Genomic DNA, 15,424 nt, shown 5'->3' on the forward strand with positions numbered 1-15,424 from the left:
CCTCCTCCTCCAAATAAAGAATCAAATTTTTTTCCCGTTTTCATCATAACGGTAAAAACCATGGTTAACTTTTCTTCCTAACCGTCCCGCCTCAACCATTCGTTTTAGTAAGGACGGAGGAAAATACGCCTCATTGTTCAAATCGTGATAAACATTCTCCAAAGAGTGCAGCAGAACGTCGGTACCGGTAAGGTCTGCTAACTCCAATGGTCCCATAGGCATGCCATAACCCAAACGCATTCCCTTATCAATATCCTCAGCAGTTCCTATCCCTTCTGTGAGTACATCTATTGCTGCTTTCATATATGCTAAGCCTATTCTATTGACAATAAATCCTCCGAAATCTTTTTGCACCACAATGGTCTCTTTCCCCATCCGGGTACCAATATCTTGAACAGCACGCACTGTTTCATCGGAGGTCAATTGCCCCCGAACTATTTCCAGTAATTTCATCATAGGCACCGGGCTGAAGAAATGCATCCCAACTACTTTATCAGGTCGATTCGTCACACTGGCAATTTTACTGATGGGAAGCGCTGAGGTATTGGTCGCCAAAATTGTATTAGTTGGGCATATACTCTCCAGCTGCCTAAAAATACGCAACTTAAGATCAAGGTCTTCATAAACAGCCTCAATGACTAAATCTACTTCTTCCGCTCTTGCTAATTCTGTTGTGAAGTCAATCCGTGCCAAAATCTCAACTTTCTCAGAAACAGTAATTTTTTCTTTCTTTACAAAACGTTCAAGTGAGAATTGAATACTTTTTTGCGCTTTTTCCAATGCCTGTAGCGAAATATCTTGTAATATTACACTCATTTTTCCTTGTGCCGCTACTTGAGCAATACCACTCCCCATTAGTCCAGCCCCGACAATGAAAATCTTTTCCCCCATTTCTTCTCTCACCTCTTTATAATTTTTTCTATGAAAGAGTCAACATTTTTTGGTCATAATACTGGGGCACCTGCTGTTATAAACAAGGAAACTCATAGCTTGAGTTTCCTTGTCTCTGATTTTAATTAATGGGTTTATCTTAATTAGGAGATTTGACCGATTCCAATTTATCCGAGTGGTATGGTACCTCAGCTAAAGCTTCTCCTTTAGCAGCCTGGATTTCCCTTGCCACTTTGGAAATGGATAATATATGAGGATCAATCCCATCTTTAACCAGCGCCAGTTTACCAGCTTTTACAATTCGAGCCACTTCAACCATACGTTTTACAATATCTTGTCCGCCTTTTAAGCCCCATTCATCTTGCAAAACCTGTAATTTATCATTAGGATCAAATTTACTTGTACCACCAATACTGGAGAAAGCATGTGCCCCGAAAAAGGCTCCGGAATGGTGAACGCTTACCGGTATCATTTCATCACATAGATATCCTTCATAAATGCTTAATAATGCACTTTCAATTCCACCGGAACGTAGCCAAGCCACTGACAAAGCGCCACCTACCTTATTTTTCATCATTCCCCGATATGTTCCAAACATAAATGCTCTGGTTCTATCAATCACACATGCTGTATAACCTGATAACCGCGAAATATATACTGGAGTGGCAATTAACAAGGCATCAGCATCAAGGATTTTTTGGAACCATGGTTGCATATCATCGTTAATGGCACAATATTTTCCTTCTTCTCTATGAGTCATACACCAGTTGCACTGGTTACAGCTTTTAATATTTTTTCCTGCAGTTGTTACCCATTCATATTCTACATTTTCCAGCTGATCGCATACAGCCAGTGAGTTTTTTAAAAAAGTCTCAGTATTACCTCCTTTAACCGGACTACCACAAATAGCAAAAATCTTTACCTTTGGAACACTCATTGATTTTTCCTCCTTTGTAAGTATTAATTATTTTATCGCTCAATAGAAAGTTCTTGACTCTCTATTGGGGCAATACAAAAATTGATTGTTAAATCTAAAACAATCCAACACCAACTAAAAAGCCTCTATAATAGTGGCCATTCCTTGGCCTCCGCCAATACACAGAGTGGCAAGACCATACTTTAATTCCTGGCGTTGTAATTCATGTATCAAAGTAACCAAAATTCGGGCTCCTGTTGCACCAACAGGGTGACCTAAGGCAATCGCTCCACCGTTTACATTAGTCTTATCTATATCAAAATCTAACTCTCTCGAAACAGCTAAAGCTTGAGCTGCAAAAGCTTCATTTGATTCGATCAAATCTATTTGTCCTATAGACATATTTGCTTTTTCCAGCGCTTTTTTCGTGGCTCCAATCGGCCCTAACCCCATATAAAGAGGATCTACCCCATGAGAGGCGAAAGACACTATACGGCCTAAAGGTTTTAGTTCATGCTGCTTAACAAATTTTTCCGATGCCAATATCACTGCTGCCGCGGAATCATTAATGCCCGAGGAATTACCAGCAGTCACTGTACCGTCCTTTTTAAAGACAGGTTTTAAAGCACTAATCTTTTCTAAGCTAACATCTCTTATTGGATGCTCATCTTTATCAAAAATCAAGGTGTCACCCTTTTTCTGGGGAATTTGTATGGGAACATATTCCCTGTTAAACCGCCCTTCATCAATAGCCTGTATAGCCCTTTTATGGCTTAGAAAAGCAAATTCATCCTGTTCCAACCTTGTTATTCCATATTTTTCAGCGATATTTTCCGCTGTAACACCCATATGAATATTGTTAATCGCGCAGTGCAAACCATCCCATAACATCCCATCCTTAATCTCCGAGTTACCCATGCGGTAACCCCACCGGGAATTCAATAATAAATAAGGAATGTTAGACATGCTTTCTGTCCCTCCGGCAAGAATACAGTCGGCATCTCCTAACATGATACACTGGGCTCCGAAAGTTATTGCCTTCATTCCAGAGGCACATTGTTTATTAATGGTACTTGCAGGAACTTCATAAGGAACTCCCGCCCTTATCGCTGCCTGGCGGGCAGGATTTGCTCTGTTCCCGGCCTGAAAAACATTACCTAAAAGTACTTCATCAATTTCTTGTTTCTCTATTCCAGCTTCACTAATGGCGCTTTTAAAAGCAATTTCAGCCAGCTCGACTGCCGTTAGCTCCTTGAGGGTTCCTCCGTATTTCCCTATGGGCGTTCTTTTGGCGCTTACTATAAACACTTCATTCACAATCATTCCTCCTATCTCATAGTTGCACTTACTTTACCGGGCTACCACCGCCAACGCATTTTTTTTATAATTTTTCTGTTATATCTCATTCGCTATATTCCATAAGCAAAAAATATGCCAAGCCAACGATTCTTTTATTTTCCCGATTTGCAGGGCTTTGAGAGATCTAATAATGTTTACAATGTATACATTTTTAATGGATCATCACTAAAGAATCATACAGAGCTGGAAAAAGTTAAAGTGTATTTAAAGTAAACAGCTATATATAATCTTCATACCCTGGCGTAAAGTAAAGAGCGTGATCGAAGTCACGCTCTTTACTCAATGATGATATCTATAGGTTCTGTGCAATTCCAAATTCTTTTGGCGTATTAATATTTATAAACATTTTTAGCTCTGGATCCATTTTTTTAAATATTGTTTCAGGAATAGTTTTAACTGCTACTTGGTCATAGAAACTAGTAGCTTTAAGCCAATTTTTAACCAAGCAATCTTTAATAGGTTCAATACAATTCTTTGAATAAATTCCATATAGAGGCTCAATGTATCCTCCAATAACAGGAACAACTGCATCCCAATTTGCTTTTTGTTCTATAATAAACCGAATCGCTTTATCACTAACAAAAGGCATATCACAAGCTATGAAAAAATTATGGTGGGAAGGAGAAACCATGAGACCTGTATAAATCCCAGCAAGAGGCCCTTTATCTTTAAATAAATCACTTTCAAGCTTTACATTCAAAAAGCTGTATAATTCAGGTTCATTGGTAATAACAATAATATTATCTTTAAAAATGGGTTTAAGGACATTGATAATAGTTTCAATAAATGTTCGTCCATTTAATCTAAGGAAAGACTTATTTGATTTCATACGAGAACTCTTGCCACCAGCTAGAACGATCCCATACACCTTTTATTCTCCCTTCTGATTTCTTTTAACCTCTTTATTCCAAAGATTCGCACTAGCCTTTATAAACCCGGCAAGGTACACCTCTAGTTTCAACTGTACCTGTCGCTGGTTCAACAGGTTCATTATCTAGAAGTATATTTAAATTCGACTTATCCCACTCGAACATATTATTAGGTTTTTCCGGGAACCACCAGCCGAAGGATACATAAATAACTCTAGGATCAAGGTCAGGGTCAAACACAAGTTTTTGCCTGATCTTCCCTTTCTTAGTTTCGATGGTAACCCAGTCCCCTTCGTTAAGCCCTAATTTCTTGGCTGTTTCGGGATGCATTTCCACCTCCGGCTCAGGTTTATAATTACGCAGATACTCAACATGCTTAAAGCTAGTTAACTTGTAAGCGTCTTCACACCGATTAGTAAGGAGCAGCGGGTATTGCTCTGAAGGTTGCAAATGCAAACTCGATACCTCTTCCCACATGGGCACAGGGCTATAACCATACACGTCCTGCATTTGTTTGGAATATATTTCAATCTTGCCTGATGGGGTGTCAAAGGAGCCTTCTTGCAGTTCCCTTTCCTGCTTGGTTACTGGCAATAAGCCCTTTTCTTTAAACTCTTCCCAAGTCAAACCGCTGGGCTCCATCATATATTCCATTCCGCCTTGTTCATTAGCCCAAAAGTATTCTTGCAGACCTAGCCTTTTTGCTAACTCGTTAATCCACTTTATATCAGGCCAAGCTTCTCCGGGTGGATCAACCAGTTTGGGAAAGGCTCTGAGTGCACCATCTTCTCCCCAATAACCTATAGTATCATGCTCCCCACTGGTAGCCGCGGGCAAAATGATGTCGGCTAAGTGAGCCGTAGGTGTCATGAATAAGTCAGCAACCACCACAAATTCTAGTTTTTTAAATGCTTCATAGGCTCTCCTTGCATCAGGATAGCTGGAAAGAGGGTTAGAAACAATGACCATAGCCGCCTTAATCGGAAATGGTTTTTCCTCCAGAATTCCTTTTAACAGGGCATGGTGAGGTATATACGCTGTCGCCAACGCCCATTTGTATTCACTGCCAAGAGTTTTCTCCGGCTTTCTGGGAAACTGCTTCAGCAATATAAAACGGCCCATTCTATTATAAGGAGGTCCTGTAAACGTTGCATCCCAAGCTGGTGTATTAGGAGGACCGGAAATACCACGCAAGATATCAATACATCTGTTCGTTTGAAAACTCTTCATGCCGTGACTAATCGCATTCCCTTGATGAATAACGGCAGGTTTATGGTTAGCATACATTCTGGCTACTTGCTGAATCTGTTCTTTTGGTACCCAAGTCACTTTCTCAACATCATCGAGAGTAAACTTCTTAACTTCTTCCAAAAGCGCATCAAAGCCAACAGTCAACCTAGCAACGAAATCTTTATCGTAAAGGTTTTCCTCAATGGTTACTTTAAGTATTCCCATAGCCAACGCTGCATCGCTACCGGGACGGGGCCGGATCCATAAGTCGGCTCGTTTAGCAATATCTATTTTCTTCGGATCGATAACCACAAGTTTGGAACCTTTTAATAAGGATGCACGTAGCCACTCCCTTACCAGCGGTCCCCGTGTTTGAGCAGAATTGGCTCCCCAAATTATATGCAAATTAGGTAAATGACTCATGTCATGATGATGAGTCGGATATTTGCTACCAAATGTAACAGCTGAACTGGCAAGCATGGTGGCACCGCACAGACTTGATGGCGTGGCTACATTAGGTGTACCAAATACGCTAGCGAATCTCTGAGCAAAGGCAAACTCCAACCCCTTAGGCTCCCCCAAAACCAGGGAGACACACTCTGGTCCATATGTTTCTTTAAGCTTCGTTAGTTTTTCAGCAATAGTGCCCAATGCTTCATCCCAAGAGATACGCTCCCATTTACCTTCACCTTTGGCACCAACTCTTTTCAGCGGGTACTTGAGACGATCTGGGTGTTTAGCAATCTCCATATTTGCCTTTCCTTTAAAAGGCGGACATGGTTCACAAGGAAAACCACGTTCAAAATCAGGTTCCCAGTTAATAATCTCACCATTTTCAACCGTCGCCTTCGCACTGCAATGACCGGCACATAATGGGCAAAACGTAAGTATTTCCTGTCTCATTTTCCATCCCCTCTCTCTTTTCATTTCACCGAATCTACCGTAAAAGTTCCGTGATATGCATGACCTTTACAGGAAGTTTATGTCTGACACAGTTATCCATTATTTGAATCATACAGCCTGGACAATCAGTGACTAGAATATCAGCTCCGGAATCCTTTATAGATTCAATTTTCTTATCCGCAATCTTCTTGGAAGTTTCATAATATTTAATGCTAAAAGTTCCAGCCATACCGCAGCACCAATCTGGGCGTGTCATCTCCACGAAATTGATGTCAGGTATTGATTTTAGAATTTGCCTTGGCTGCTTGGTGATACCCATATAGCGGTTGAGATGGCAAGGATCATGCCAAGTAATTGTTTTGCCCTTAACTTCAGGTGCGACCTTGTAGCTAGATGCAGGCAATTGTAATACATCTACCAAAAACTCGGTAATATCTTTTAACTTTGAGGCAAAATTTCGATAAGCCTCTTTTCTTTCCGGTGTATCGGCCAAAAATTTTTCGTAGTCCGATATGGAAGAGATACAAGTAGCGCAATTACAGATGATATACTCCACATCAAGGTCAGCAAATGCCCGAATATTAGCATCTGCCAGTTTCCTGCCGGTTTCAAAATCACCGGCTCCCTGATAAACTGGAGTTCCACAGCAGCCCTGTTCTTTTGGAAATACCACTTCCACCCCATGGTTGTTTAATATTTCAATGATGTTCTTACCAACTTGAGGGAAGACGAAGTCTGTCATACAACCGGAAAAGTATCCTACTCTCATTTTTTTTGTGCCTGACGACGGCTTACTGACTTCTGGAACTAGTTGCCTAAGAAATTTGGGAGCTATGGAAGGTATATTCCGTCCCTTACCCAAAGCAGTAAGAAAAAGTGGCAGATGCCTGATGGTCCCTTCCGTCTTAGGTAGAAAACCCTGAAACCAAGAAGCAATCCTGACTGTATTACCAAACAACACACGACGAGGTATAAGCCAGCGATAAATAAAACTGTAAGGGAAAGGCAAACCCTGTGCTTTAGTCTTATCTGCCCGGCTGGCTATAATGGTAGATTGGGTCTCAGTTGAACCCTGACAATGCTCCGCACAGGTCCCGCATAACATACACCGGTTCAACTTATCTTCGTAATCAGCATCGTTTTCACTCTCACCGGCCAGCAAAGCTTTTAACATCTTGATCTTACCTCTGGCAACAGACGACTCCCGAGGATCCTCCTGGTAGATAGGACACCATAAGGTACAGTAACCACACCCGGTACATTTGTCCAGTTGACACTTGAATCTTTCTAATTCACTATTGTTCTTACTGATCATCCTAAGACTTCCCTTCAAAATGTAGTTTTTTCTTATTAATAGCTTCCTTGAACTCCTGAATTTGAGCAGTTATTTGTTCCTGTGAAATACCCGCGTCTTCCCCCGCTAGAAACAACACTGGAATGCCCATTTCATTAAAGCGTTTTCTTACCTCAGGAGAATCAAAAAGATACGAATCACAGTATTTTTCAAGTAAAACTACAACACCGTCAACTTTGTTAATCTGTGCTTTCTGACAAAAGTGGTCCATACGAAGATTTTCAGGAAACATGCAAGTACATGGCATACTTTTTAGGTACCTTTCCGCCAGAGCAGTGATAGGTGGTTTTGTTTCATCAACCAGGTTTTCAAAATACCTTGAACCGGTACATAAGTCGTCACTAACAATTTGCAAGCCATTATTCTCCATCAACCGAATTAAACCCAGATCTGTCAAAATACTACCGGAAAGATGTACCCTAAACTTATCGATTTTTTGTCCTATTGCAGGCCTGGCGTCGCTCACCAATGCCTCTAAGAGAGGAATACTTTCTTCCCTACTTATCCCCATTGAACCATGAATAGCTTCATACAGAATTGAGGAATCTAAATTCCCTTGCCGTCTTGCTATGTCAAGTTCGTGAAAAAGGCTCCGGCTTCGATTGTATATTTGTATAGATTTTAAGAGCGCTTCTTCTGATATAACACAGTTAATTAGCTCTTTTTCCATACTATTAATTAAAATTTCAATTTCTTTTTCAAAAGTTATAATTGATTCATCAGCCCTTGGATCTGGAATAGAAAGATGATGGTGAAATTTTCCAGAAAAGGTCTCGTAAGGATGTGACGACACAACCCCATCCAGAAAATCGCATTCCTTTAGAACTAAATCGATTTTGCTACCAGCAATTATCCTAAAGGGTAACACACCTGCAGCATGAAGCAGTTCTTCCGGAAGACAACTGCAAAAATATCCAATCACTTTACCTCCGTTTTCATGCCATTTAATTGCAATATCTCTAGCCGATTCATAGACACTAGCAGCCTCTCTTCCCATGGCGACTTTTCTCCTTAATGTTTTTAACTAGTAGGCTAGCAAAATACATGCCAAACTTTTTCCCTTTGTTTTTAGGCACTACAGACTCTTTGGGTATTAAAAATTGTTTACAATATAAACAACATTGTGCAGCAACATAGAAAAGTCAGTGAGGAGTAGGAAAACTTTTAGATGTATAGATAGTAGACAGTTATATATTATTTTCTTAGAAATAAGAGAAATGTTTTTTCCAGCAATTTAAAAAAAACCCCGGCTCCAAAAAGACCCGGGTGGTTCAATCATCTTTGTTGCTATTCTTTAGCCATATATACAAGGCGACAAGGACATCCAGTGTCTAGCAAATTATCTTCGTGAAAAAACTTCTAGTCGGACTTATACCCTCTGATTAATGCTAACCATACCTTATTACTTGCATACTCAGACGCTTCAATGGCGTAAGAGCCCCCGCGCCGACCTCCAACTACTAACACATCTGCAGTTAACACCGTTTAGTCCGCTATAATTACCCTCACAATGTTAATTATTTTAAAATATTAGATTTTTTAATATTAATATTTGTATAAATTTGTACAGCTCAAGTCGCATGTTTTTCCACTACCTGAGATTAAACTCACTTAGACCCTGAACTGCGCCGAACAAAAAACAGCGCCGGTCCTTGACAATCATGCCACTGGGCCGAAAGTTACCGTTACCTAACTGAAAAAGGTTTTTATAAAACAACCGATTTTTTTGACTAGTTATAGGGAAGCAGTCTGTTGCTTCCTGAATTCTGCATAGTCCTTACCTTCCAAAAGCAAGGAGACAAGACACCCTCCCAGCAAAGCCCAGAAGGCGGCACTTATTTGTAGTACGGTGATATTAGAGGCTCCAATAATAAAGGCAAAGAATCCACCCATTAAAAACTTTCCTTCAGCAAATGTATCAATTAAGGAACTGCTGACAACCCTTAACATAGCTAACCCAGCGACAATGGTCACTAAGGGTTTTGGGATAACTGCTAAAAAGGCAACCAAAGGAATTACAAAAGGCCCTGCAATACCGTAAAAGAAGTCGTTTAAAAAGCTGGCTCCGTATCTAAGTTCCTTTTTACCCACTTCCGGGGAACAAGTCATCACCGTCATTGGGCCAGCAATGTTCACGTTATGAATCCCCAAAAAAGGTCCCAAGGTACCAAAAATGCCGCTATAAATAGTCATGGCATTAACTGGGGGATCATAACCAAGTGCTTTAAGAACTCCGATAGACTGGGCATTTTCTGCTCCAATAACCAGAATTGCTAAAGGTATTCCTACAGAAATAGCTGCCATCAAGTTGAACTGAGGCTTAACAAACATGGGACCAGTCAAAGTAAAATGAACTCCGGAGAAATCGGGAGAACCGGTAACTATAAAAGCGATTACTCCAAAAACTAATGCGCCTAAAGCTCCAGGGATATTTTTCATAAAGCGGGCAACTAATAAATAACCACCCATGCCTGGAAGGCACAACCAATCATGAAAATTAGCTAAGTTATTGCAAAGGTTGGATTTTTTGCTACATTGAAATTATCAGGGACAAAGGTTGATTTTATTTTGATGGTATAACCTCGTTAAATAACCTAACTTGATTGCTTTTGAGCACAGCCAATTGTCGCCCCTTGTTCTTAAGGACTTGGGAACAGCACGGGTACTAAAATCTTTATTTCTCGAGCAATCATCCCTGAAATTCTTTGGAGCAGGAGTGAGTTACATGCAAGACATCCTGGAAATATGTTGTGGTCTTGATGTCCACAAAGAAACGGTTGTAGCCTGCCTATTAAAAGGCAATGTTGACGGGGAACCGGTTAAAACCATCCGCACCTTTTCCACCCTTCTTGCCGGGCTAGATGAAATGAAAGTTTGGCTAGAAAATGAGAACTGTCGGCATGTTGCAATGGAAAGCACCGGCATCTATTGGCAGCCTGTATATAACGTGTTGGAAGAAGCCTTTGACGGCAGTATGGTTTTGATTGTTGCCAATGCCCGGCATATGAAAAATGTACCCGGTAAAAAGACCGACATGAAGGACGCCGAATGGATAGCTACCCTTTGCGTGCCGGATTATTAGAAGGAAGTTTTGTTCCTCCAAACCAATCCGGGAACTCCGTAATCTGACCCGGTACCGCAAAAGTATCATCGAGGAAATTACGTCACAGAAAAACCGGATCGAAAAACACTTACAAAGCTGCGGCTTTAAGCTCTCTACCTTCCTGACCGATATCTTCGGCGTATCGGGCCGGGCGATTATGGATCATCTTAGCCACCATGGGAAAATATCCGCCCGGGAAGTAGAGAATTTTGTAAAGGGGCGTGCTAAGAATAAGCTCCATGAGATCAAACAGGCTGTCAATGGCAAAATGGATGTTCATCAAAGAGAGTTTCTAAAGCTATTGTTAGGTTGGCTAGATCAGCATTACGAGCATCTCCGTCAAGTAGAGCAAAACTTAGAAGAAAAACTGGCTCAGTATCAAAGACAACTAGAGCAACTAGACGGCATACCGGGCATTGATAAAACTGCAGCAGCAGCCATTTTGGCGGAAATCGGAATTGATATGAGTCGTTTTAAAACCGCTGAACATATCTGTTCCTGGGCGGGCTTAAGCCCCGGTAACAATGAAAGTGCAGGAAAAAAAAGTCCACTCGTACCACCAACGGTAACACCTATTTAAAACGGATCCTATGTGAAGTTGCTTGGTGCATCACCCGAATACGTCAAAGCTACTTATCATCCTGGTATTGGAAAATCAAACAACGCCGTGGCGCCAAAAAAGCTCTTGTTGCATTAGCCAGAAAAGTTCTCGTAATAATATACAACCTGTTAAAAAATGATGCTGATTACGATGAAACATCCTTTGAAAAAGCCAAACAAAAACAGGAAAAGTTCCGAGTTAAAAGGATTATTGCTGAAGCTAAGAAACTAGGTCTGGAGGTGATAGAACCCCACGAGGTTGCTTAACAGCTACAATGGTTTTTCCAAAAGAATTAATTTCACTGATGCAAGATCTGCATTGGCTAGTTAATTATTACCTTTTTACGGGTTATCCTGGTTGCCATATGCAGTTGTTAAAGAATATTTCAAATTTATTTTCGTACTAACCTATAAACGCGGCTCCGGCCACAACAGGTGCATCCTGTATGGCCCCCGGAATACCGGTTACAAACCTTAAAAGCACTCCGGCAGTCATACCCAGTACAACAGGCATGGGTAAGATCGCCATTACTTTTTTTATAGTACCTGTTACTCCAAGAAGAAAGACGATAATACCTGCCACGACGGCAGCTCCATATAATTCATTGATAGTAAAACTAGTTGCAGCTGTAGCAAACATTACACCCCCCGTGATAGACGATGCTCCTGCAATTGGTTTTTTATAATATAAATTTAGAAACCAACATAAAAAGCCCCCTAAAACATGAACAGCGAACAACCAGCCAACAATTGCTCCATTTGGCCAACCACCTTCTTGTGCAGATTTAATAAAAATTACATCCACACTTATCCCAAAAATTGCCGCTATTAATGCTTGACTAATCGCGGGAGTTGTAAAAGTTTTTGGCAAATCTTTAATACCAGAGGCATAACCTGGTCCTTTTTCAAACCAGTGAAAGTTCATATAACTACCTCCTCGTTTCTCACTATAGATGTTGGGCAGCCATCAACCTACATTCTTTTTTTTCTTCATTTCTTCTTGTTTTCTTAATACGTTTCTTTGGATTTTTCCAGTAGAAGTTCTTGGAAGCTCATCTGCTTTCGCAAATTCGATCTCCCGGGGGTATTTATATTCAGCCAAGTGTTTTTTCGTATACTCCTGTAATTCAACTATCAGCTCCTCAGATGGTTCATAACCTTCCTTAAGGACTACGAATGCTTTGACGATATTTTGTCTAATTGGGTCAGGCGAAGCTACAACTGCAGATTCCAAGACGGCTGGATGCTCATTAAGAACAGCCTCTACTTCACCTCCAGGAATCTTATAGCCTGAAGTGACAATCATATCATCAGTACGACCTTTGTACCAAAAATACCCATCTTCATCTTGAACAAAAGTTAACCCTGGGCGACTCCAACCATTCCATACCCCTTTCATCTGTGCCTCTGGTTTTTTCCAGTAAACTTGACCGAAGGGGCCACGAACAACAAGTTCACCCTCCGTCCCCCTGGGAACTTCATTAAAATTTTCATCGACAACTTTGTTTTCCACACCCGGAACAGATATCCCAGTGGAGCCAATCTTATTTTCCGGCACACCTTCCCGTGTTGATAACCAATACATCAAATCCCCTGAACCTAATGAATCAAGAATCTCCACACCAAGTACTTTCTTGCAATCCCGCATGGTACTAGCCGGCAACCATTCACCAGCACTCTGGCACAGTCTTAAAGAACTAACGTCATATTTTACATCGCTTTTTTCGTAATAATCAATCATCATTCTAAAAGCAGTTGGAACACATGCACATACAGTTATCTTATGCTTTTCAATGATTTCAAACATTTTATCCGGTTTGAACCGATCTATAATTGAAAGTGTACATCCAACACGCCATGGCTCAAAGGTAAAGTTTACCGAACCAAATGCAAATGTAAAAAATGGGTGACCGCCTACTATGTCATTTTCCGTCAACTTTAAAACATATTTGCCATGGGTATCACAAACCGCCAAAATGTCAGAATAATTACAGACAATGCCTTTAGGCTTCCCGGTGGTACCCGAACTGTAAATGAGCCGTCCAATATTGAATTTGGTTGTTGCCGCCGACTCACATACATCTGATTCTCCTGCCATTAATTCTTCCATACTCAGATGACCTTCATGGCTTCCCCCAAAAACAACAAAGTGTTTCACCGTTTCAAGCTCATTTTTTACAGCATCTACGTCTTCTACAACATCTTTTCGGGATAGAACCACCAAAGCTTCCGAATTATTTGCCCGGTATGAAATTTCTTCCCCTTTGACTAAATGATTACATAATACTGGGATAGCACCAATCCTCCAGCAGGCAAAATTTGCAATAATATATTCCGGGGTATTAGGTGCGCGCAACATTACCCGATCATTTTCTTTAACACCCAATTTTATGAGGGCATTTGCGAAACGATTCACTTTATTTTGCAGGTCTAAGTAAGTAATTTTTTGGTCTTCAAAAAGAATCGCATTTTTGCTTGGGTTCTTTTGTACATGATTATCCAGTAATTCAACTGCTAGATTAATTTTTTCAGGATAGTTTAGTTCCGGCAAAGCAAAAATTTTATCCGGTAGATATTCTTTGGGACCAATATAATTCCCCGGAAAGTTAAACAAATTAACCTCCTCCTTTTCATAATCTACGCAGTTGGCCAACCACTATTATATCCAAGCAAAATTTATACCAATATTTTCTTAAAAGAGATAAATTGTTAAAAAAAGCATAAAAAAAAAATTAACAAAAAACCGGTATTCGATTATAAGCATTGCTTTACTTTAAAATTTTGAAATTTATTTTGTTCTTTCAAACGTTTCTTAATTTTATTTAATTTAAAAAGTATACAAACTTTTTTTTAAAGCATAACGTGATCCAATATCAAGTTATAATTTAAGAATTATATACTTTTCAAACACTGTATACATCTTAGATGATAAATCTTGCACAAATACACTATCTTTAAATGAACCTTACCGACATATAATTTGGTCAAAATCCCAGGTGTTGCCGACAGATAAATTGGGCATTAACACTCAAACTTAAAAAAATAGCTTTCGCCCCTTCTACCTTATAAGGGTGCATGTAGCTCATAATAACACGGAATAGCAGGAAGAAAACGAATATTAGAAGAATATGTATTTTAAAAATATCCCTAAGCTGTGTATGGCGTAATGTAGGTGGAGTTCCAACGAGAATATAGTTTGATAATCTGTCGGCTGCTGTTGCAGGGATTGAGAAAAACGGCGAGCGCAACCTGGGGGACTGTTTATGCGGTTTGATTGTCACTACCCTTTCGAAGCAATATTCTGTAATCCGGATAGCGGGAATGAGAAGGGACATGTTGAAAACAACTGCGGCTACGGTCGCCGAAACTGGTGTGTTCCCATCCCTCTTCGAAACACAGGAAAAGTTCGCAGATGAACTGGACAGGCTGGTAACAAAGGATATGGATCGCCTTTACTACGTGAAGGAAAAGCTTACCCGGGAACTTTGGAGTGAAGAAAAAAACAAGCTCAACAAGCTGCTTGATCAGGAATTCCAGGTGTACCGGCTTAAAAGTACACAAGTGAACAAGTATGGCGAAATTACGATCGACAAGATACTCATCACGGTATTCAACGTTAAACCAGGAGATAAAGTACTGATTCCGATGTAATGGGATAAAATGGACATTACCGGCTGCCACTTCAAAGTCCTCAATGGTTACCACCATTCTGCCGCTTGTCAGTGGGATCACGTCAGCTACAGCAAGGCTTTGAAGAACATTACACCCCACCGGAGGTCAAAGGAGCGATTCCTGAACTTGCCAAGTACAATACGCTCACGAAAGGAGGTGCGACTGCATGAATACAGCACTGTCAGATATCTGCAGACAGCTGCGGCTCGCCTACATCGTAGAGACTAAAAATGAATGGAACAACAGCAACCCGACAGAGCTCATTGAAAGTATTCTCTCTGCAGACCTTGAGGGCCGCAGACGTGCCAAACTGGGAAAATCGGAGCAAGCTTAGGAAGCATAGTCACCACCAATCTGGAATTCGGGCAGTGGACGACGGTATTCGGCGATAACAAACTGACGGCAGCACTAGTTGATAGTCTTGTCCATCATGCCCATATTCTAACCTTTACAGCCGAGAGTTTCCGACTGAAAGAGGCTATGCAGAGGATCCAAAACTAAGCATTAGGCTGGCAAGTGCCGTATGC

12 protein-coding genes and 2 pseudogenes are annotated in these 15,424 nt (G+C 40.6%); 4 read left to right on the forward strand and 10 right to left on the reverse strand.

The genetic code is table 11. The annotated features are described in order from the left end of the window. Positions 1–21: 21 nt before the first annotated feature. The 8 genes from EYS13_RS10280 to EYS13_RS10315 form a co-directional block, all read right to left on the reverse strand. Positions 22–891, reverse strand: a complete 870-nt coding sequence (locus EYS13_RS10280; protein WP_227762264.1) for a 3-hydroxyacyl-CoA dehydrogenase family protein — start codon at positions 889–891, stop codon at positions 22–24. Positions 892–1,030: 139 nt separating this feature from the next. Next, on the reverse strand, positions 1,031–1,828 hold the full coding sequence (locus EYS13_RS10285) for a flavodoxin family protein (protein ID WP_227762265.1): 798 nt from the start codon (positions 1,826–1,828) through the stop codon (positions 1,031–1,033). Positions 1,829–1,942: 114 nt separating this feature from the next. After that, positions 1,943–3,124 (reverse strand): acetyl-CoA C-acetyltransferase, encoded by a 1,182-nt coding sequence (locus EYS13_RS10290; RefSeq protein WP_227762267.1) that lies wholly within the window; start codon positions 3,122–3,124, stop codon positions 1,943–1,945. Positions 3,125–3,458: 334 nt separating this feature from the next. Further along, entirely contained in the window at positions 3,459–4,034 is a 576-nt protein-coding gene (locus tag EYS13_RS10295; protein ID WP_227762269.1) for a molybdenum cofactor guanylyltransferase, read from the reverse strand. A gap of 52 nt (positions 4,035–4,086) precedes the next feature. Next, complete coding sequence (locus tag EYS13_RS10300) at positions 4,087–6,168, reverse strand: molybdopterin-containing oxidoreductase family protein (protein ID WP_227762271.1); 2,082 nt, start codon at positions 6,166–6,168, stop codon at positions 4,087–4,089. Positions 6,169–6,202: 34 nt separating this feature from the next. Beyond that, positions 6,203–7,483, reverse strand: coding sequence for a (Fe-S)-binding protein (locus tag EYS13_RS10305; RefSeq protein WP_227762272.1), 1,281 nt, complete (start codon positions 7,481–7,483; stop codon positions 6,203–6,205). A gap of 1 nt (position 7,484) precedes the next feature. After that, the gene (locus tag EYS13_RS10310) at positions 7,485–8,519 is read right to left on the reverse strand and encodes a 2-hydroxyacyl-CoA dehydratase subunit D (RefSeq protein WP_227762274.1); all 1,035 of its coding nucleotides are present in this window, start codon (positions 8,517–8,519) and stop codon (positions 7,485–7,487) included. A 737-nt stretch (positions 8,520–9,256) separates the two neighbouring features. Continuing rightward, entirely contained in the window at positions 9,257–10,006 is a 750-nt protein-coding gene (locus EYS13_RS10315; RefSeq protein ID WP_487251811.1) for a benzoate/H(+) symporter BenE family transporter, read from the reverse strand. A 241-nt stretch (positions 10,007–10,247) separates the two neighbouring features. Here EYS13_RS10315 and EYS13_RS10320 point away from each other — a divergent pair. Next, a pseudogene (locus EYS13_RS10320) lies at positions 10,248–11,492 on the forward strand (IS110 family RNA-guided transposase). A gap of 136 nt (positions 11,493–11,628) precedes the next feature. Here the strand turns inward: EYS13_RS10320 and EYS13_RS10325 are convergent. Both EYS13_RS10325 and EYS13_RS10330 read right to left on the reverse strand, forming a co-directional pair. Further along, positions 11,629–12,150 carry a benzoate/H(+) symporter BenE family transporter gene (locus EYS13_RS10325; RefSeq protein WP_227762278.1) on the reverse strand — a complete coding sequence of 174 codons (522 nt, stop codon included), beginning with the start codon at positions 12,148–12,150 and terminating at the stop codon, positions 11,629–11,631. 42 nt (positions 12,151–12,192) lie between these two features. Then, entirely contained in the window at positions 12,193–13,839 is a 1,647-nt protein-coding gene (locus EYS13_RS10330; protein ID WP_227762280.1) for an acetate--CoA ligase, read from the reverse strand. Between the two features lie 719 nt (positions 13,840–14,558). On the opposite strand from EYS13_RS10330, the gene EYS13_RS10335 reads away from it, so the two are divergent. The 3 genes and pseudogenes from EYS13_RS10335 to EYS13_RS16550 all read left to right on the forward strand — a co-directional run. Further along, entirely contained in the window at positions 14,559–14,876 is a 318-nt protein-coding gene (locus tag EYS13_RS10335) for a hypothetical protein (RefSeq protein WP_227768001.1), read from the forward strand. 187 nt (positions 14,877–15,063) lie between these two features. Beyond that, positions 15,064–15,231, forward strand: a complete 168-nt coding sequence (locus EYS13_RS10340) for a hypothetical protein (RefSeq protein WP_227762281.1) — start codon at positions 15,064–15,066, stop codon at positions 15,229–15,231. A 5-nt stretch (positions 15,232–15,236) separates the two neighbouring features. Then, a pseudogene (locus tag EYS13_RS16550) lies at positions 15,237–15,398 on the forward strand (ATP-binding protein); the annotation flags it as partial. Positions 15,399–15,424: the final 26 nt, after the last annotated feature.

The organism is Zhaonella formicivorans (assembly GCF_004353525.1).
Taxonomy (GTDB): domain Bacteria; phylum Bacillota; class DUOV01; order DUOV01; family Zhaonellaceae; genus Zhaonella; species Zhaonella formicivorans.

Bases quoted from the DNA above. Each gene is read 5' to 3' on its own strand.
- EYS13_RS10280 (WP_227762264.1), bottom strand. From the start codon at position 891: ATGGGGGAAAAGATTTTCATTGTCGGGGCTGGACTAATGGGGAGTGGT.
- EYS13_RS10285 (WP_227762265.1), bottom strand. From the start codon at position 1,828: ATGAGTGTTCCAAAGGTAAAGATTTTTGCTATTTGTGGTAGTCCGGTT.
- EYS13_RS10300 (WP_227762271.1), bottom strand. From the start codon at position 6,168: ATGAGACAGGAAATACTTACGTTTTGCCCATTATGTGCCGGTCATTGC.
- EYS13_RS10305 (WP_227762272.1), bottom strand. From the start codon at position 7,483: ATGATCAGTAAGAACAATAGTGAATTAGAAAGATTCAAGTGTCAACTG.
- EYS13_RS10310 (WP_227762274.1), bottom strand. From the start codon at position 8,519: ATGGGAAGAGAGGCTGCTAGTGTCTATGAATCGGCTAGAGATATTGCA.
- EYS13_RS10325 (WP_227762278.1), bottom strand. From the start codon at position 12,150: ATGAACTTTCACTGGTTTGAAAAAGGACCAGGTTATGCCTCTGGTATT.
- EYS13_RS10335 (WP_227768001.1), top strand. From the start codon at position 14,559: ATGTTGAAAACAACTGCGGCTACGGTCGCCGAAACTGGTGTGTTCCCA.
- EYS13_RS10340 (WP_227762281.1), top strand. From the start codon at position 15,064: ATGAATACAGCACTGTCAGATATCTGCAGACAGCTGCGGCTCGCCTAC.